Origin of the sequence: Nonomuraea sp. NPDC004580 (assembly GCF_040609855.1) — a bacterium.
GTDB classification, from domain to species: domain Bacteria; phylum Actinomycetota; class Actinomycetes; order Streptosporangiales; family Streptosporangiaceae; genus Nonomuraea; species Nonomuraea salmonea.
Genome location: NZ_JBEXLH010000004.1, coordinates 36,016 through 54,146 on the forward strand (window position 1 = coordinate 36,016; position 18,131 = coordinate 54,146).

At 71.6% G+C, this 18,131-nt stretch carries 18 protein-coding genes; 11 read left to right on the forward strand and 7 right to left on the reverse strand.

All coding sequences use genetic code 11. From position 1 onward, the window contains the following. The gene (locus ABZW11_RS07250) at positions 1 to 153 is read left to right on the forward strand and encodes a hypothetical protein (protein WP_355413616.1); all 153 of its coding nucleotides are present in this window, start codon (positions 1 to 3) and stop codon (positions 151 to 153) included. Between the two features lie 10 nt (positions 154 to 163). On the opposite strand, the gene ABZW11_RS07255 is transcribed toward ABZW11_RS07250, so the two are convergent. The 6 genes from ABZW11_RS07255 to ABZW11_RS07280 form a co-directional block, all read right to left on the reverse strand. Beyond that, a complete protein-coding gene (locus tag ABZW11_RS07255) occupies positions 164 to 1,114 on the reverse strand; it encodes a sugar-binding transcriptional regulator (protein WP_355413618.1) in 951 nt (316 codons plus the stop codon). Between the two features lie 164 nt (positions 1,115 to 1,278). Next, the gene (locus ABZW11_RS07260; RefSeq protein ID WP_355413620.1) at positions 1,279 to 2,769 is read right to left on the reverse strand and encodes an FGGY family carbohydrate kinase; all 1,491 of its coding nucleotides are present in this window, start codon (positions 2,767 to 2,769) and stop codon (positions 1,279 to 1,281) included. Beyond that, positions 2,762 to 3,718, reverse strand: a complete 957-nt coding sequence (locus ABZW11_RS07265) for a transketolase family protein (RefSeq protein ID WP_355413622.1) — start codon at positions 3,716 to 3,718, stop codon at positions 2,762 to 2,764. Before ABZW11_RS07265 ends, ABZW11_RS07260 begins: the two co-directional genes overlap by 8 nt. Then, a complete protein-coding gene (locus ABZW11_RS07270) occupies positions 3,718 to 4,617 on the reverse strand; it encodes a transketolase (protein ID WP_355413624.1) in 900 nt (299 codons plus the stop codon). The genes ABZW11_RS07265 and ABZW11_RS07270 overlap by 1 nt, the downstream gene beginning before the upstream one ends. Then, complete coding sequence (locus ABZW11_RS07275; RefSeq protein ID WP_355413626.1) at positions 4,614 to 5,612, reverse strand: sugar phosphate isomerase/epimerase family protein; 999 nt, start codon at positions 5,610 to 5,612, stop codon at positions 4,614 to 4,616. Before ABZW11_RS07275 ends, ABZW11_RS07270 begins: the two co-directional genes overlap by 4 nt. 113 nt (positions 5,613 to 5,725) lie before the next feature. After that, positions 5,726 to 6,208 (reverse strand): hypothetical protein, encoded by a 483-nt coding sequence (locus tag ABZW11_RS07280; RefSeq protein ID WP_355413628.1) that lies wholly within the window; start codon positions 6,206 to 6,208, stop codon positions 5,726 to 5,728. Positions 6,209 to 6,697: 489 nt separating this feature from the next. Here ABZW11_RS07280 and ABZW11_RS07285 point away from each other — a divergent pair, with 489 nt between their 5' ends. Next, a complete protein-coding gene (locus tag ABZW11_RS07285) occupies positions 6,698 to 7,267 on the forward strand; it encodes a TetR/AcrR family transcriptional regulator (RefSeq protein WP_355413630.1) in 570 nt (189 codons plus the stop codon). Next, positions 7,254 to 8,375 (forward strand): prolyl oligopeptidase family serine peptidase, encoded by a 1,122-nt coding sequence (locus ABZW11_RS07290; RefSeq protein WP_355413632.1) that lies wholly within the window; start codon positions 7,254 to 7,256, stop codon positions 8,373 to 8,375. Before ABZW11_RS07285 ends, ABZW11_RS07290 begins: the two co-directional genes overlap by 14 nt. Here the strand turns inward: ABZW11_RS07290 and ABZW11_RS07295 are convergent. Beyond that, positions 8,341 to 8,793: a MarR family winged helix-turn-helix transcriptional regulator gene (locus ABZW11_RS07295; RefSeq protein WP_355413634.1), complete on the reverse strand. Its 453-nt coding sequence runs from the start codon at positions 8,791 to 8,793 to the stop codon at positions 8,341 to 8,343. The two genes, ABZW11_RS07290 and ABZW11_RS07295, sit on opposite strands and share 35 nt — an antisense overlap. 95 nt (positions 8,794 to 8,888) lie before the next feature. Between ABZW11_RS07295 and ABZW11_RS07300 the strand changes: the two genes are divergently transcribed. The 8 genes from ABZW11_RS07300 (at position 8,889) to ABZW11_RS07335 (ending at position 17,855) form a co-directional block, all read left to right on the forward strand. Then, positions 8,889 to 9,317, forward strand: coding sequence for a MarR family winged helix-turn-helix transcriptional regulator (locus ABZW11_RS07300; protein ID WP_355413636.1), 429 nt, complete (start codon positions 8,889 to 8,891; stop codon positions 9,315 to 9,317). Positions 9,318 to 9,321: 4 nt separating this feature from the next. Further along, a complete protein-coding gene (locus ABZW11_RS07305) occupies positions 9,322 to 9,495 on the forward strand; it encodes a hypothetical protein (RefSeq protein WP_355413638.1) in 174 nt (57 codons plus the stop codon). A 157-nt stretch (positions 9,496 to 9,652) separates the two neighbouring features. Beyond that, positions 9,653 to 10,675 carry a sugar ABC transporter substrate-binding protein gene (locus ABZW11_RS07310; RefSeq protein ID WP_355413640.1) on the forward strand — a complete coding sequence of 341 codons (1,023 nt, stop codon included), beginning with the start codon at positions 9,653 to 9,655 and terminating at the stop codon, positions 10,673 to 10,675. After that, entirely contained in the window at positions 10,675 to 12,204 is a 1,530-nt protein-coding gene (locus ABZW11_RS07315) for a sugar ABC transporter ATP-binding protein (RefSeq protein ID WP_355413642.1), read from the forward strand. Before ABZW11_RS07310 ends, ABZW11_RS07315 begins: the two co-directional genes overlap by 1 nt. Next, a complete protein-coding gene (locus tag ABZW11_RS07320) occupies positions 12,201 to 13,166 on the forward strand; it encodes an ABC transporter permease (protein ID WP_355413644.1) in 966 nt (321 codons plus the stop codon). The genes ABZW11_RS07315 and ABZW11_RS07320 overlap by 4 nt, the downstream gene beginning before the upstream one ends. Further along, complete coding sequence (locus ABZW11_RS07325) at positions 13,163 to 14,068, forward strand: LLM class flavin-dependent oxidoreductase (protein WP_355413646.1); 906 nt, start codon at positions 13,163 to 13,165, stop codon at positions 14,066 to 14,068. The genes ABZW11_RS07320 and ABZW11_RS07325 overlap by 4 nt, the downstream gene beginning before the upstream one ends. Further along, entirely contained in the window at positions 14,065 to 16,110 is a 2,046-nt protein-coding gene (locus ABZW11_RS07330) for a hydantoinase/oxoprolinase family protein (protein ID WP_355413648.1), read from the forward strand. The genes ABZW11_RS07325 and ABZW11_RS07330 overlap by 4 nt, the downstream gene beginning before the upstream one ends. Continuing rightward, entirely contained in the window at positions 16,107 to 17,855 is a 1,749-nt protein-coding gene (locus ABZW11_RS07335; protein WP_355413650.1) for a hydantoinase B/oxoprolinase family protein, read from the forward strand. Before ABZW11_RS07330 ends, ABZW11_RS07335 begins: the two co-directional genes overlap by 4 nt. The last annotated feature ends 276 nt before the right edge of the window (positions 17,856 to 18,131 follow it).

Genomic DNA, 18,131 nt, shown 5'->3' on the forward strand with positions numbered 1-18,131 from the left:
GTGACCAGGGCGGGCGGCGGCGGCGAAGTAGTCGTCGGCGCCGGCGTCCCGCTGATCGGCTCGGCGCAGGACCTCCTCCTGCTGACCTACGGCCGCAAGCTGCCGCCGGGGCACCTGCGCGGCGAGGTGAGCGACCGCTACGTGGCCGCCTGAGCCTCGGAGGTCAGGAGCAGAGCCGGCGGGCCACGCGCAGGTCGGTGACGAGGATGTTGACCCAGCCGCCTTCGAGCGCCGCCCTGATCGCGGGAAGTTTCCGCAGGCCGCCCGCGACGGCGACGCGCCGCCCGACGGCGCCGAAGGAGGCGGTGTCGATGCCGATGACGCGCCGGTCGAGATCGGAGGCGACGGGCTTGCCGGTGGCGTCGAAGAAGTGCAGGCAGACCTCGCCGACCCCGCCGGCGGCGCGGAGCTCGTCCCGGTCGGCGTCCCTGACGGGCGCGGAGGCCGGCTCGCCGATGCCGACGAGGGCGACGGTCACCTCACGCCACTGCGCCTGCACCTCGGTCAGGTCGGGGTCCTGGAGCAGCGCCTCGCGCGTCGCGGGGGTGGCGACCAGGCCGGGCAGCGGCACGAAGACGGGATGGGCGTTGGTGAGGTCGGCCAGGCGGGCGATGAGCCGGGTGGCGCGCACCTGGTCGGCGGCGCTGCCGAGGCCGCCCACGAGCTGGATCACCCGGTCGGCGACCTGGACGTTCTTCTGCGGCAGCCGCTGCACCACCGCCTGCAGCGTCTGGCTCCACGCGGCGAGGCCGATCACGTCGCCGCCGGTGAAGGTGACGTCGAGGTAGGCGGCCGCCGCCGTCGCGAGCGAGGGGACGACGTCGTCCTGGTAGTCCTCGACGTCGACCACCACGGCGTCGCGCAGCGCGTAGCGGCGCTGCAGCTCCTCCTCCAGCTCGGTGTGCACGCCCTCGGGGAGCGTGACCACCGTACGGACCAGGCCCCGCGTGACCGCCTCCTTCAGCAGGCGGGACACGCGCGGCTGGGAGAGATGGAGCGCGGCGGCGATCTCCGGCTGGCGGATGCCCTGTTCGTGGTACATCCGGGCGACGCGGGCAAGGAGCCGCAGATGATCCTTGGAGACGTCGCCCACTCCATCCGAGTCCCGGACCACCGTACCCGCCCTTCACGCCGCCGATCGTCGCTCCAAGTTTAGGGGCGGGCGGGCGTGTGGGCGTGACGCCTCCTTCCTGGCGGAGACCCCGGCGCTGGTGGCGCCGAGCGCGGCGACGGCCATGACGATGACTCAGCGGGCCGGGACGCGCCGGCGGGTCCTGGTCAGATGGCGCTCCTCTCCTGCGCGGGACGGGCTCTGCGGACGGCCTCGTGCCAGGCGTGCTTCCTGGCGCGGCGCTCCGCCTCGCCGAGCCCCGGCTCGTAGGTGTCGGCGGGCCTGGGCCGGCGTTCGAGCTCGCCGAGGGTCCACAGCCCGGCCGTCAGCCCGGCGGCGTCGGCCGCGCCGAGCGCGGACAGGTCGTGCTCGCCCGAGCGGGCGACGAGGCGTCCGCTCAGGTCGGCCTGGAGCCGCATCAGCCGGTCGCTGTGGGTGAGCCCGCCGTCCGTCATGAGCACGCGGACCTGCCCGACGGCCTGCTCGATCGCGGCCAGGACGTCCTCGATCTGGAAGGCGACCGCCTCCAGGGCGGCGGTGGCGAGCTGGGGGCGGCGGGTGCCCAGGGAGAAGCCGGTGATGACGGGGGTGGCGGCGGGGTCCCACCAGGGGGCGCCGAGCCCGCCGAAGGCGGGGACGAAGTGCACGCCGTCGGTGGGCTCTGCCTCCTTGAGCAGCTCAGGGACGGGGACGCCGAACAGGTCGGCGAGCCAGTTCACCATCCGGCCGGTGGCGCGGATGTTGCCCTCGACGCACAACGCGGGGCCGTCGCCGAGGTCCCAGGCGATGCTGCGGCACAGGCCCCGCGCCTCGCCGACCTCGCCGATCTCGCCGGCCTGGCCGGCCTGGCCGGCCTGGCCGATGGCCATCACCGACGAGCCGGTGCCGTACGTCGCCTTGACCACGCCCGGCCGCCACCCGGCGTGGGCGAACATCGCGGCGTGCGAGTCGCCCATGACCGCCAGCACCGGCACCCCGTCCGGCAGCGGCGCCAGCCCGCGGGCGGCGGGGAAGGCGGCACACGAGGGCACCACCCGCGGCAGCACCTCGCGCGGCACGCCGAACAGCTCGAGCAGCCGGTCGTCCCAGTCGCCGGTGGCGACGTCGAGCAGCTGGGTGCGCGAGGCGTTGCCGGCCTCGATGAGGTGCTCGCCGCCGAAGCGGCTGAGCAGCCACGAGTCGACCGTGCCCAGGCACAGCTCGCCCGCCCGCCGCCGGTCGGGGTCGTAGGTGTCGAGCAGCCAGCGGGCCTTGAGCGCGGAGAACATGGGATCGAGCGGCAGGCCGCTCACCGAGCGGACCAGCTCGGCGGCGCCGGCCAGCTCGTGGCAGCGGCCGGCGGTGCGCTGGTCCTGCCAGCTCAGCAGCGGCCCGACGGGCTCGCCGGTGCGGCGCTCCCACAGCACCAGCGACTCGCGCTGATTGCTGATCCCGATGCCCGTGACACGTCCCGCGCAGGCGGGCGTGACGCACTCGGCGACCGCCCGCCGCACGCTTTCCCACAGCTCGGCCGGGTCCTGCTCCACCCAGCCGGGACGCGGCTGCGACTCGGACAGGGGAGCGACCGCGCGGGAGACGACCCGGCCGCGCGCGTCGACCAGGAGCGCCTTGGTGGAGCTTGTGCCCTGGTCGACGGCCAGGATGAGCGGGTCAGCCATGGCGCAGCAGGCTCCGTGCGGCATCGGCGATGCCCTCAGGGGACATGCCGTAGCGGTCGAGCAGGTACTCCGCAGAGCCGGTCGGCGCGAACTCGGGGATGCCGAGGATCGTGACCCGGGCCGGATGGTGCTGGACGACGGTCTCGGCGACGGCGCCTCCGAGGCCGCCGGCGATGGTCGACTCCTCGATCGTCACGATGCCGGCGGTCTCCCGCGCGGCGGCCACGACCGCGTCCGTGTCGAGGGGCTTGACCGTCGGCATCGACAGCACCCGGGCCGAGACGCCCTCGGCCTCGAGCCGTTCCGCGGCGACCAGCGCCCGCCACAGCACGGTGCCGTTGGCGATCAGCGTGACGTCGCCGCCGTCGCGCAGGGTCACCGCCCGGCCGGGGACGAAGGCGTAGTCGGTGGGGTTGACCTGGGGCACGCTCATCCGGCTGACCCGGACGAACACCGGCCCTTCGACGGCGGCGGCCCAGCGCAGCGTGGCGCTGGTCTCGACCGGGTCGGCCGGGACGATGACGGTCAGGTTGGCGATGGCCCGCAGCCAGGCGATGTCCTCGATGGAGTGGTGCGTCGGTCCCAGCTCGCCGTAGGCGACGCCGGGGCTCATGCCGCACAGCTTGACGTTGTGGTTGGAGTAGGCGACGTCGGCCTTGATCTGCTCCAGCGCGCGGGCGGTGAGGAAGCAGGAGGCGGCCGAGACGAACGGGATGCGCCCGCCGTTGGCCAGCCCGGCGGCCACGCCGACCATGTCCTGCTCGGCGATCCCGACGTTGATCAGCCGGTCCGGGAAGGACCGGCGAAAGCCGGCCAGCTTGCTGGAGCCGACCGAGTCGTTGACCACGCCGACGATCCGCTGGTCGGCGCCGGCCAGCTCGGACAGGGTCGCGACGTAGGCGTCCCTGCAGTCGAAGCGGGGCAGGTCGGCGACCGAGGTACGCGGCATCAATGCTCCTTCTCCAGCTCGCTCAGCGCCTGCCGGTAGTGCGCCTCGTCCGGCACCTTGTGGTGCCAGGCGACGTTGCCGCTCATGAACGAGATCGGATGTCCCTTGTTGGTGTGGGCGATCACGAACGTGGGCCTGCCCGGCCGGTACGGCACCGACGACAGCACGTCCAGCAGCTCGCCGTGGTCGTGCCCGTTGACCTCGACCACGGCCAGGCCGAACGCCGCCGCCTTGTCCGCGAGCGGGTCGAGGTCGTTGGTCTCCTTGACGGTGGCGCCCTGCTGGAGCCGGTTGCGGTCGACGATCACGGTGAGGCGTTCGAGCTGGTGCTGGGAGGCGGCCATCATCGCCTCCCAGTTGCTGCCCTCCTGCAGCTCGCCGTCGCCGACCAGCACGTACGTGCGGCGCAGCGACACGTCCAGCTTGGCCGACAGCGCGTGCCCGACGGCCACCGGCAGGCCGTGCCCGAGCGGCCCCGTGCTGGCCTCGACCGCGGGGACCTTCGTGCGGTTGGGATGCCCGTTCAGCGCCGACAGCGGCTGCAGGAACGTCGCCAGCTCGGCCGCCGGCAGGAAGCCGAACGCCGCCAGGGTGGTGTAGAGCGCGCCCGCCACGTGCCCCTTGCTGAGGATGAAGCGGTCGCGCTCGGGGTCGGTGACCCGTTCCGGGCTGATGTCCAGCACCGCCCCGTACAGGGTGGTCAGGATGTCGATGGCGGAGAAGTCGCCGCCGATGTGCCCCGCTCCCGCGTGGTGGATGAGCTTGAGGTCCTGGATCCTGATCTGCCTGGCCGCCTCGGCGAGATGCGCGATCTGCTCCGCGCGGCCGGCGTGCCGGGCCACCCTGCCGAACACCGGCAGCGTGACGTGGCTGTGCACGACCTCGGCGAGGTCGGTCATGCCTCCTCCAGGCCCGCCATCGAGGTCAGCAGCGCGTTCTGGACGAGCCGCTGGGCGGCCAGCGCGTCGTGCGCGGCCTGTGCCTGGGCGAGCGCCTCGTCGTCCAGGACGCCGAGCGCGCGGTCGATCGCCTTCAGGAAGCGGATGGCCTGTTCGGCGGCCTGGACGCTGTCCTCGCGGAAGGGGAACTGGTCGAGCTGCCAGACGCCGTCCCAGTTGTTCCTGCGCAGCGTGTGGAAGAACTCGAACGTCTCCACCAGGTGCACCGAGCCGACGACCATGTCGTCGTCCCAGCCGCGCATGTTGTCGTTGACGTCGATGGCGAACAGCCGGCCGTGGTCGATGGCGAGCTGGGCGGCGTCGGCCGGGGTCTCCTGCCCGTAGAGCGAGTGGCCGAAGTCGAGCAGGATGCCCAGGTTGGGCAGGCCGATGCGCTCGATGCCGAGCAGCGTGCGGGCCACGCTCGGGAAGATGATCTTCACGCGGGGCTCGCGCGGCTTGTACTCGATCACATAGTTGATCTCGGGGTGCGCGGAGCACAGCTCGGTCAGGCCGTCGAGGGCGAGCTGCCAGACGTCGTGGTAGTTCACCTGGAACGGGTAGTCCCAGCCGTCCTGGCCCGGCCACAGCTTCACGTACGAGCAGCCCAGCTCCAGAGCCACCTCGGTGGCGTCGTGCATCAACGCGATGGCCTTCTTGCGCACGGCCGGGTCGGGGTTGGTGAACGAGCCCTTGACGAAGTCGCGCGTATAGATCTCAGGGGTGATCGCGATCGCGCTCAAATCGTTCCTGGCCAGGGCCGCCTTGACGTCGTCCGAAGTGCCGTCGAACCCGACGAACGGCCAGTTCAGGTCCACCACCGACAGCTCGCCCACGGCTCCCGCCCGGTCGATCTGCTCCAGCAGCCCGACCGGCGGCCCGTAGCCGTCGGTGGCGTAACGGTCCTTGTAGGTGGCGAAGTGCCAGATACCTGCGCCGAAGGTCGGCATGGTCATCACTCCCTTATCCCTTGGTGGCGCCGGCGGCGAGCCCGGCGACGATCCACCGCTGCAGCAGCGTGTACGCGATGAGGATGGGCACGACTTCGAATCTCCTCTGCTAGGCGGTCCTAGGGGTGCACTCCGCCGAAGGCTCGGATCTTGGCGAACATGTCCGCCGGCAGGAAGCGCACGTCGACCTCCTCGCAGACCCTGATCGGGTGGTTCGATCCGGGCAGGTAGGAGCCGTCGGCGCCGAAGCGGGGCGCGGGCCGTACGCGCGGGTTGCCGCTCTGCGGGAAGAGCGTCAGCGCGATCGCCGGCGAGTCGCCCAGGGAACGGGGCTCGATCGGCCCGGGATGGTAGGTGGCGTTCCACTCGCGGAGCTGGTCGATCAGGTAGCGGCCCAGCGGGCCGGCGTCGCCGATCTTCTCCTTCAGCTCGGCGTAGCTCACCGAGACCTTGGTGTAGACGTCGCGGGGCACCTGCCACAGTGTGATGCCGGAGCCGAACACCACGTTGGCGGCGTGGACGTCGCTGGAGAGGTTGAACTCGACCTTGGCGCCCTCGTCGTAGCCGCGGTATCCGGACCCGCCGATCCAGATCACGACCACGGGGCGGCCGACGAGCCCGGGGGTCGAGCAGGAGGTCGATCTCCTCTCGCGACTCCTCCATGCTGCGCCGCGAGCCCCGGGTGCCGAAGTGGGCGGGAATCAGCCCTCGGACGCCGAAGGTGGGGGACAGGAGGCCGTGCACGATGGCGAGCTGGTCGTCGGCCTCGTTCTTGGCGTCCGTGTCGATGATGACTCTGCGCTGGCGCATCCAGTCTCCGGTCTGGCATATTTATTCAGCAATGCATAATCTATCGTGCTCGTAGATTGGCTGATCCGCGCGATGCGTGTCAATAACGTTGAGCAACCTTCGGCGGCGCGAACTGCTTCTCCTGACCCTTGAGCAGGAGCTGGAGACCCCGCTACGGGCTGCGCGAGGCGGTCGTCGTCGACGTCGAGGGCGACGAGTCGGAGCGCCCACGCGGTCGGCGACGTCTGCCAGCGCTTCTTCGAGGTGTACACGGTAAACCTGCATGGTTTACCGTGTACACCATGACGACTGCAGCAGAGCGGATCGCCGACGCCGCGCGCGGCATCCTCGTCGGCGAAGGCGCCGAGGCCGTGACCATGCGGCGGGTGGCCGGGCTGGCCGGGGTGTCTCCCATGGCGGCCTACAAGCACTTCCCGAGCCGGCAGGCGCTGCTCGACAAGGTGGCCGAGCGGGCCTTCCGCGAGCTGGCCGAGGGCTGGGGGAGCCGGGCGCCGGGCGGGTCCTGGGAGGAGCGGGCGTTCGGGCTGCTGGACGACTTCCTCGACTTCGCCCTGGGCCAGCCCCATCTGTACACGTTCCTCATGACCGACCGCCGCGAGCGGGCCAGGCGCTTCCCCGAGGACTTCCGCGGTGACGTCCCGCCGTTCGGGCTGCTCGTCGCGCTGGTCGAGGAGGGCATGCGGGAGAAGGTGCTGCGCGAGGACGACCCGCTGGAGGTGACGCTGACGCTGACGGCCTCCGTCCAGGGGCTCGTGCAGCTCTATCTCGGCGGCCGGATCGGCCTGGCGGAGGACGGCTTCCGCGAGCTGTGCCGGCGTGCGGTGCGCAGGATCTTCGATGGCGTCCGTTAAGTGGTGGGCGGCGGCGGCCGTCCTGGTGCTCGTGGTCGTGGCAGCGGGGGCCGGAGCCTGGTACGGCAGCGACCAGTCGATCAAGGTCGTGCGCCACGGCACCGGCAACGCCCAGGTGCTCGCCGTCCAGGGCGACACCGTGACGCTCGCGCGGACATCGAAGACGGCCGCGCCCGGCACGTACTGGCTGGAGTGGAGCGGCGCGCACTCCATGCTCGGCGACGTCGTGTCCGAGACGCCGGACCGCGTCACCCGCGAGGTGCTGCGCGGCCCCGTCCCCTCGGCCGGCACCCCTGGCCACTTCGGCAACGTGCCGCCGGGCGATCCGAAGGTCGCCTGGGGGATCGACTACACCGAGATCATGGTGCCCACCGAGCTGGGACCGGCGCCCGCCTGGTACGTGCCGGGCGACGGCACCACGTGGGTCGTCGCCGTGCACGGGCAGAACGGGCGGCGCAAGGCCGAGCTGAAGATCCTCCCCGTGGTGCACGAGTTGGGGCTGCCGTTCCTGGACATCACGTACCGCAACGACGAAGGCGCCCCGCCCTCGCCCGACGGCCTGCTGCACCTGGGCGACGCGGAGTGGCGCGACCTGGAGGCGGCGTTGCGGCACGCCACGACCATGGGGGCGCGGCGCTTCATCCTGTACGGCACCTCGATGGGGGGCCAGATCGTCGGCCAGCTCCTCGGCCGGTCACCGCTCGCGACCCTGGTCGACCGCGTCATCATGGACGCGCCCATGATCGACGTACGGATGACCGAGGAACAGGGCGCGCGCAACGCCGGCCTGCCCGCCTTCGTGGCCGGGCCGGCCGGGCTGGTCACCGAGTGGCGCACCGGCGTCGACACCGACCGGCTCAGCCTGATTCGCCACCCGCCCCGCGTCAGGCCGCCCCTCCTGCTGATCCACACCGTTCCGGACACCGAGCACCCCATCCAGGAGGCGTACGACCTCGTCACCACGGGCGCCCGGCTGGGCTGGCCGATCCGGTTCGAGCCGTTCGAGCAGGGCGGGCACACTGAGGCGTGGAACGTGGACCGCGCCCGCTATGACCGGCTCGTCCGCGACTTCCTCAGCGGCCGGAGTGGTGCTCGGTCAGGCGGGTGAGGAGGTCGATGAAGGTCCGCCGGTCGGTGGCGGACAGCGGAGCGAGGTAGTCGTCCTGGACGTCGGCGAGCAGCCGGTCGAGGTCGGCGAGCTGCTTCCGGCCGGCCGGGGTGATGGTGATGATGTTGCGGCGGCGGTCGCCGGGGTCGGGCGTGCGCTCGAGGAAGCCCCGTTCCGCGAGGTCGTTGACGGCCGCGACCACGTCACTGCGGTCGATGCCGGTGCGGCGGCCCAGCTCGGCCTGGCTGGCCGGGCCGAACTCCTCCAGGGTGGCGAGCAGGGCGTAGTGGTAGCGGCGGGCGCCGGCCTCGGCCAGCGCCTGGTCCACGAGCCGGTTGGCGATCAGCGCCGCACCGTTGGTCAGCCTGCTCGGCAGCCTGCGCAGCCGCTCCGCCTGCGGCCCCTCGGGAGTGTTCACGAGCCGACCCTAACAAATGGTTGGCGCGGCCCACGAATGGCGTTATTGTTGGTGTGGCCAACGTTGGCCACACCAACTAGTAAGGGAGTAGATTCATGTCTGCCTTCAGCGCCCAGGTGCTCGGCCAGACCGAGAAGGCCCTCAACGCCATCCTCGACCGCCTGCTGGCCGGGACCGGCATCACCGAACCCCAGTGGGTGACGCTGACCCTGACCGTCGTCAGCGAAGGAACCCTGTCCGCGGACGCCCTCGCCGAACGCGTCGCCCACTCCCTGAAGGTCGACCAGGCCACCGTTCACCGGCTCCTCGCCGAGCTGGCGGCGGCCGGCCTGGTCCACACCACCACGGACGGCATCGTCGAGCCGACCGAGCACGGCAGGACCGAGTGGACGAGGGTCCGCGCCGCCATCACCGACCTCACCGGCCGGCTGTGGGGCGACCTGCCGCCGGAGGACCTGGCCACCGCGGGCCGCGTCCTCGACACCGTCCTGTCCCGCGCGAACACGCTGCTGTCCGCCGCCTGAACGAGTGGCCCACCTCAAGGGTCCGTCACAAAGACGGCTGGAGATCCTCGGCAGCACCCGGCTGGAGGACGGCGCTGATCGGGCGGAGGAGCGGTTCGGCGGTTCTGAGCTGTGGGAGCAGCGTCGGCGGCGCGGGTCGGCGGATGGGGCGGCCGGCCTGCCCGCCGGCGACCCCTGATGAAGGACTCGCTGTCGGTCATCGAAGCTGCACCGTTGACCCAGCCGGTTGCAGTGTGACATTGTACTGGCTCAAGACAGCTCGTCACCTGCGAAAACATACGCACCATGAGATAGAGGTGCAAGTGAAGTCACTCTCCATTCCCCATCGGAGGCTGGTGATCGCAGCCGGTGCGCTCCTGGGTCTCACGCTCGCGGGCTGCAACTCCGACGTGTCCCAGGTCTACTCCTCCAGCACCCCGACCGCCGCCAAGACCGGCCAGGTGCGCATCGCCCTGCTGGCCTCCTCCAGCCAGAACGGCTTCAACAAGGCCGTGTACGACGGCGCCGTCGCCAAGGCGAAAGAGTACGGCGACGTCGAGGTGACCATCTTCGACGGCAAGTTCGACAGCCAGACCCAGTTCAACCAGGTCCAGAACGTCGCGAGCCAGGGCACCTACGACGGCATCCTGCTGGTGCCCAACGACAACGTGGGCATCGCGGCGGCGATCCCGGCCGCGGCCCAGGCCAAGATCCCGGTCGTGACCACCCTCTTCCCCGTCGGCCCGAACCTCACCGAACTGAAACCCCAGGTCGAGGGCATCGTGTCCACGGTGGCGGCGAACACGGAGGAGAACTCCAAGAAGCTCGCGGAAGGCGCCGTGAAGTACTGCGAGGACAAGGACCCGTGCCGGGTCGCGATCCTCATCGGCCAGCTCCAGTTCCCGTTCGACAACCTGCGCAACAAGGCCTACCGGTCCGTCCTGGACGGGCACCCCAACATCAAGGTGGTGGCCACCGGCCAGGGCAACTACGACCGCGACACCTCACTCAAGGCCATGCAGAACATTCTGCAGGCCAACCCCAAGCTCGACGTGCTGCTGTCCAACGCCGACCAGCAGACCATCGGCGCCCAGGTCGCGCTGGAGAGCGCGGGAGTCGACCTGAGCACGATGTACGTCACGGGCGGCGGCGGCAACCAGGAGGCCATCAAGCAGGTACGCGCCGGCAAGTGGGCCGCCGACCAGGTGGACTTCCCCAGCAGCATGGGCAAGGCCGCCGTCGAGCAGCTGGTCAACGCCGTGCGCGGCAAACCGGTCACCCCGGTCATCGACGCCAACACGCTCGGCCCCGTACCCGTGATCGTCACCAAGGAGATCCTCGACGAGCACCCCGACTTCGCGGGCGAGTGGGCCGATTGATGGACGGACCGACCCCGGCGGTGGCCGTCACCGTCCGCGACCTGTCCGTCCGCTTCGGCTCCACCCAGGCGCTCGACGCGGTCTCGCTGTCCCTCCTCAAGGGCGAGGTGCACGGCCTCGTCGGCGAGAACGGCGCCGGCAAGTCCACGCTCGGCAAGGTCGTCGGCGGGCTCTACCAGCCGGACTCGGGCGAGCTCGAGGTGTTCGGCCAGGCGGTGCACCGCTGGGACACCAGGCGGGCGCAGGACGCCGGCGTCGTGATCATCGCCCAGGAGCTGTGCCTGGTCCCGGCGCTGACCGTGGCGGAGAACGTGTTCCTCGGCAGGGAACGCCGCACGTTCGGCGTCCTGCACGGAGACCTGCGCGCCCGCTACCGGGAGCTTGAGGAGATCTGCGGCTTCGGGCTGCCCGCCGACGCGCCCGTCCAGACGCTGCCGATCGCCGACCAGCAGAAGGTGGAGATCATGCGGGCGCTCGCCCGCGACGCGCGCGTCATCGTGATGGACGAGCCGACGTCCTCCCTGACCGCCGACGAGAGCGAGCGGCTGCACGGGATCATGCGCTGGCTGCGCGAGCGCGGCACCACCGTCGTCTACATCACCCACTTCCTGGACGACGTGCTCGCCAACTGCGACCGCGTCACCGTCATGCGGGACGGCCGGGTCATCAGGACGGCTCCCGCCGCGCAGGAGACCAAGGCCGGCCTGGTCGAGGCCATGCTCGGCGAGCCCGTCGACATGCTGCTGCCCGACCGCCCGCCGGCGCCGCCCCCTGACACGCCGCCGGTGGCCGAGATGCGCGGCGTGCGCGGCGGCGCCGTCCGAGGCGTGTCGCTGCGGGTGCGGCCCGGCGAGATCGTCGGGCTGGCGGGGCTGGTCGGCAGCGGCCGTACGGAGATCGCCCGCGCCCTCTTCGGCTGCGATCCCGTCGAATCGGGGGAGGTGCTGTTCCGCGGCGAACCGGTCACCGGCGCCTCGCCGCGCGCGTCGATCGCCCGCGGCATGGCCATGATCCCCGAGGACCGCCGCGCCCAGGGCCTGGTGCTGCTGCGCCCGGTCCTGGAGAACGTCACGCTGCCGCACCTGGGCCGCTTCTCCCGCGCCGGAGTGCTGTCGCGCGGCGGCGAGCGGGCCGCGGTGCGCGAGCTGGTCGAACGCCTCGGCGTGCGCCCGGCCGCGCTCGACGGCGACGTGTCGGTCTACTCCGGCGGCAACCAGCAGAAGGTGCTGTTCGCCAAGTGGCTGCTCGGCCGGCCCGAGCTGCTCATCCTCGACGAGCCCACCAGGGGCGTGGACGTGGGCGCCAAGTCCCGCATCTACCAGCTCATCGTCGAGATCGCCGCGGCCGGCACCGGCATCCTGCTCATCTCGTCGGAGCTGGAGGAGGTCGCCGGCCTCAGCCACCGGATCCACCTCGTCCGCGGCGGCACGGTCTTCGGCGAGGTGCCGGGCCCGGGGACGTCCGTGGACGGGCTCCTGCAGCGCCTCTTCGAGGTCGAGCCGCCCACAGCAACAGAAGGAACCCCATGACCGCCACCGCACAGGCGCGAGCGGGATCCGGCGTGAACGTGCCGGCCCTGGTCCGCCACTACGCCGTCCTGATCATGCTCGTGGCGCTCTTCGTGGCGCTGAGCGTGTCGACGTCGTCGTTCCTCACCCTCACGAACCTGCTGAACATCCTCAACCAGAACGCCCCGCTGGCGATCATCGCGGTGGCCGGGACGCTCGTCGTCATCTGCGGCGGCTTCGACCTGTCCACCGGGGCCATCTTCAGCGTCGCGAACGTGGTGGCCGCCTGGGTCGCGGTGCACCTCGACAGCCCCGTGCTCGGCCTGATCGCCGCGCCCCTCGCCGGCGCCGCGCTCGGGCTGGTGAACGGCGCCGCGATCACCAGGCTGCGCATCCACTCGTTCCTCGCCACGCTGGCCTCCAGCCTCGTGTACGGCGGGCTCGCCGTGCTGATCACCGGCGGCTTCCTCATCAGCGTCCCCGCGGGCGGGTTCACCGCGCTCGGCCGGGGCGGCATCGGCCCGGTCTACTACGCGATCGTCATCCTGGCCCTCTTCGCGCTGCTGTCCGGCTTCCTGCTGAACCGCACGGCCTTCGGAAGGTACGTCCTGTCCGTCGGCGGCAACGCCGAGGCCGCCGAGCTGTCCGGCATCCGGGTGAACCGCATCAAGCTGTACACGTTCCTCTACAGCGGCCTGGCCGCCGGCATCGCCGCCGCCATCGGGGTCTCGCGGATCGGCACCGGGCAGCCGCAGGCCGGCGACGGCATGCAGTTGCTCGCCATCGCCGCGGTCATCCTCGGCGGCACCAGCATCTACGGCGGCGTCGGCGCGATCTGGCGCTCGGTCTGCGGCGTCTACCTGCTGGCGCTGATCGACAACGGGTTCGACATCCTCAACGCGAACCCGTTCTTCAAGGACCTGACGACCGGCGTGGTCATCCTGGCCGCGGTGGCGCTGAGCGTGGCGAGCAGACGACGATGATCGACCTGTCCGTCCTGGTGCTGCCCGACCGGGATCCCGCGGCCTTCGTCGCCGACGTACGGGCCGCGGAGCAGCTCGGCGTCCGCACCGTCTGGACCTACGACCACCTGACCTGGACCCCCTTGAAGGACCGGCCCTGGCACGCCGCCGTGCCGATGCTGGCGGCGGCGGCCGTGTCCACCACCCGGGTACGCCTGGGCACCCAGGTGGCCACGCCCAACTACCGCCACCCGGTCACGTTCGCCAAGGAGATCATGACGCTCGACCACCTGAGCGGCGGCCGGCTGGACATCGGCGTCGGAGCAGGCGCCGAGGGCGCGGACGCCGCCGTGCTCGGCGACCCGCCGCGCTCGCTGCCCGAACGGGCCGATCGGTTCGCCGAATGGCTCGGCCTGCTCGACCACCTGCTCACCCACGACGTCAGCACCGTGCGCGGCGAGCGCTACAGCGCCGTGGAGGCCAGGCAGATCCCCGGCTGCCTGCAGCGTCCGCGCGTGCCGCTGACCGTCGCCGCGACCGGCCCTCGCGCGCTGGCGCTGGCCGCGCGGCACGGCCAGGGCTGGGTGACCTACGGCGCCTACCGCAGGCAGGACGCGCCGGCGGACTGGTTCGCCGCCGTGGAGAAGCAGGGGCGCAGACTGGACGCGGTGCTCGACGCCGTGTCCGATTCTGGCGGCCGCCCGCCGGGCGCGCTGCGCCGGATCGCGCAGGTGGCCCTGGACATGACCTGGCCGTTCGAGAGCCCAGGCCGCTACGCCGACTTCGCCGGCCGGCTGCGCGACGCGGGCTTCGACGAGATCACTCTGCACTGGCCGCGCGCGGACGACGCGAGGGGGATGCCGTCCGAGGCGCTGAAGCACGTCGCGGCCACGCACGCACTACCGAGAAAGGCGGAACGATGAGCAGGCTAGCGATCGACGTCGGCGGCACGTTCACCGATGTGGTGGAGCTGAACCCCGACACGGGCGCGCTCAGCTTCGGCAAGGTCCCGACCACCCCCGATGCGCCGGCGCGCGGCGTCATGGACGCCTTCGGCCTGGCCGAGTCCGGCACGCCGGCCATCACGATGTTCACGCACGGGACGACGCTCGGGCTGAACGCGCTGCTCACCCGCACGGGCGCGCGCACGGCCGTGATCGGCACGAAGGGGTTCCGCGACGTCTACCTGCTCGGTCGTACCGACCGCAGGACGAACTACGACATCACCTACCGAAAGCCGCCCGCGCTGCTGGAGCGCTACGACACGTTCGAGGTGCGCGAGCGGTGCAGGTTCGACGGGAGCGTGCACACGCCGTTCGACGTCGATGACGCCCGCCGGGTGGCCGAAGCCGTCGCCGAGCGCGGGTACGGCTCGGTGGCGGTGGCGTTCCTGCACTCCTACGCCAACCCCGAGCACGAGCTGCGCATGCGCGAGGTGCTGGCCGAGGTCGCCCCCGACGTCGCGGTCACCCTGTCGCACGAGCTGTCCAGGGAGTACCGCGAGTACGAGCGGACCAGCACCGCCGTGCTGGACGCGTACGTCAAGCCGATCGTCCACCGCTACCTGCGCGAACTGGAGGGCGAGCTGGCCGGCGGCGGCTTCTCGGGACGCTTCCTGATGACCCGCTCCGGCGGCGGCGCGATGACCGCGCAGGCGGCCCGCGAGCAGCCGGTGAGCCTCATCCTGTCAGGCCCCGCGGGCGGTGTCATCGGCGCGGCGGCGCTGTCCAGACTGCTGGACGAGCCCAACCTCATCACCATCGACATGGGCGGCACCAGCCTCGACGCCTCGCTGATCCTCGATCACGAGCCCGTCCTCTACCAGGGCGCGGAGTTCGAGGGGCTGCCGATCAACACCCCGTCGCTCTACATCCACACCATCGGCGCCGGTGGCGGCTCCATCGCCTGGCTGGACGAGGCGGACGCGCTGCAGGTCGGCCCGCAGAGCGCGGGCGCGGCTCCGGGCCCCGCCTCGTACGGCAGGGGCGGCACCGCGCCGACCTTCACCGACGCCGCCCTGGTGCTCGGCCACCTCGGCGCCGACAGCCCGCTCGGCGGCAAGCTGGCGCTCGACCACGAGCTGGCCGACAAGGCGCTGCAGCCCATCGCCACCCGGCTCGGCCTGACCACCGAGGCGCTGGCCCGCGGCATCGTGCAGATCTCCACCATGAAGATCGTGGGAGCGGTCCGCGCGATCACCGTGGAGCTGGGCCGCGACCCGAAGGACTTCGCGCTGCTGTCCTTCGGCGGGGGAGGGGGCCTGGTGGCCGTCGAGGTGGCCAGGGAGCTGGGCATCTCGACCGTGATCGTGCCGCCGGGGCAGGGCGCGTTCTCCGCGTTCGGCATGCTGCTCGCGGACGTCCAGCACGACTTCGCCCGTACCCTCGTCACGCCGCTGGCCACGCTCGACGCGGCCGCCGCCGACGCCGTCTACCGGGAGATGGAGGCGGCGGCGGCCGAGCAGCTCGAATCGGAGGGCTTCGGCCCTGACCGGCGCGCGCTCACGCGCACGCTCGATGTCCGCTACCAGGGGCAGGAGCACTCGGTCACGGTCGCCTTCCCCGATGATCCCGCCGCGTTCGCCACCGACGTCGCCGCCGCCTTCGCCGAGCTGCACGAGCGGCAGTACGGCCACACGATGGACGACCCGGTCGAGGTCACCACCCTGCGCCTGCGCGCCACCGGCACCGTCGACAAACCGGCGCTGCCCACCGTGGCGGAGCGTACGTCGGGCGAGCCCCACCCGGCCGGCGCCCGCCAGGTCCATCTGTCGGCGGACGAGCCGGCCGTCGAATACCGCGTCTACACGCGCGAGGACCTGCTGGCCGGCGACGTCGTCGCAGGGCCGGCGGTGATCACCGAGCACACGGCCACGTCCGTCATCCACGCCGGCGACTCCCTGCGCGTCGGCCGTTACGGCGAACTGGTCATTTCCGTGAACGACAGGACCGGGAGGCAGCAGTGAGCCCCACCACCACGACGGACTCCATCACGACGGAGATCATCCGGCACGGCCTGCTCGCCGCCGCCGACGAGATGGCCCGCAACCTGTGCCGCACCGCGTACAACACGGTCGTGTACGAGATCCACGACTACGGCATCGGCATCCACGACGCCCAGGGCGATGTGGTGGCCGACGCGCCGGGCATCGCGGTGTTCACCCGGGGCAACGACCACGGCATCAAGCGGGCGGTCGAGTTCCTCGGCCGGGACGCGCTGGAACCGGGTGACGTGTTCATCCTCAACTATCCGTACTGGGCTTCGGCCCACACCCTCGACCCGCTGGTGTTCGCCCCCATCCACCACGAGGACGAGCTGATCGGCTTCGCCTCCTGCCGGATCCACGTGCTCGACCTGAAGCAAAAAAACCCCGGCTACGTCCTGGACTCCACCGACATGTACCAGGAGGGGCTGTTCTTCCCCTGCTCCAAGCTCTACCGGCGCGGTGTGCAGAACGACGACGTCTTCGACATCATCCGCTTCAACAGCCGGATGCCCGAGCGGACCATCGGCGACATCCAGGCGCAGGTCTCCGCGTGCGTGACCGGCGTGCGCCGCACCCAGCAGATCGCCGCCAAGTACGGCGCCGGCGTGCTGACCGCCGCGATGGACGCCATCAACGACCACGGCGAGCGCCTCGCCAGGCTGGCCCTGGCCAAGCTGCCGAAGGGCACGTGGACGGCGCACGACTTCGTGGACAGCGACGGCGTGGACGCCGACCGCCTGATCAAGATGAACGTCACCGTGACCATCGGCGACGACGAGATGGTCATCGACTGGACCGGCAGCGAGCGCGACGTCAAAGGCCCGATCAACCTGCCCGTCGGGCAGACGGAGGCGTTCTGCAGCCTCGTCTTCAAAGCCCTGACCACGCCGGACACGCCGGTCGTCGCGGGCAACTTCCGGCCGCTGCGGGTGGTCACCGAGCCCGGGTCGGTGATGCACGCGGTGCCGCCGATGCCGACGTTCACGCTGTGGACCGGGCTGCTCGGCGGCGAGGTCGTGCTGAAGGCCCTGGCCCAGGGCATGCCGGACCGCGTGCCCGCCTGCTCGGGCGGTGACGTGTGCTCGATGATGGGGCTCGGCGTCAACCCGCGTACGGGGGAGGCGTGGCTGGAGGCCACCAACGAGGCCGTCGGGTTCGGCGCGCACGCGGGCGGTGACGGCGAGGACGGCATCATGCACCTGTCGGAGCCGGGCTGCCGCAACAACCCGGTGGAGGTGCTGGAGACCAAGTCGCCGATGTTCATCGAGTCGTACGGCTACCGCCCCGACAGCGGTGGCCCCGGCCGGCACCGCGGCGGCGTCGGCGTGGGCCGTACGTACCGCTTCACCGCTCCTTCGACCGGCATCTGCCTGGTCTACAAGACCAGGACGCAGCCGTGGCCGATCGGCGACGGCCTGCCCGGCGAGAGCAACCACGTCATCCTCAACCCCGGCACCGGCCGCGAGGTCCGGCAGGGCGGCAGCTACAACCGCCTGGACGCCGGCGAGGTGCTGGTCAACAACACCGGCGGCGGAGGCGGCTACGGCGACCCGTTCGAACGCGAGCCCGCCCGGGTGGCCGCGGACGTGCGCAACGGCTTCGTCAGCGTGGAGTCCGCGGCCCGCGACTACGGCGTGGTGGTGGACCCGGTCACGTTCGAGGTGAACCAGGAGGCCACCAGGCGGCTGCGCGTCAGCGCCGCAGGTCTCGCCCGGCGAGGATGAGCCAGAGGTACGGCAGCGGCACCGCGCGTCGGCGGCGCTCTACCTGCCCGCTACCGATGATCCGGTCCCTGGCCTCGTGCTCGGGCACAGCGGGGTGATGGTCAAGGAGGCGCTGGCGTTCTTCGCGCCGTACTTCGTGCGGGCCGGCTTCGCGGTGCTGACCATCGACTACCGCACGGTCGGCTCCAGCGAGGGCGGGCCGAGCGCCCGCGTGCCGCACCTGACGCTGGAAGGTGACAGCGTCAAGGACACCCCGGACATGTCCACCCGCCTGTT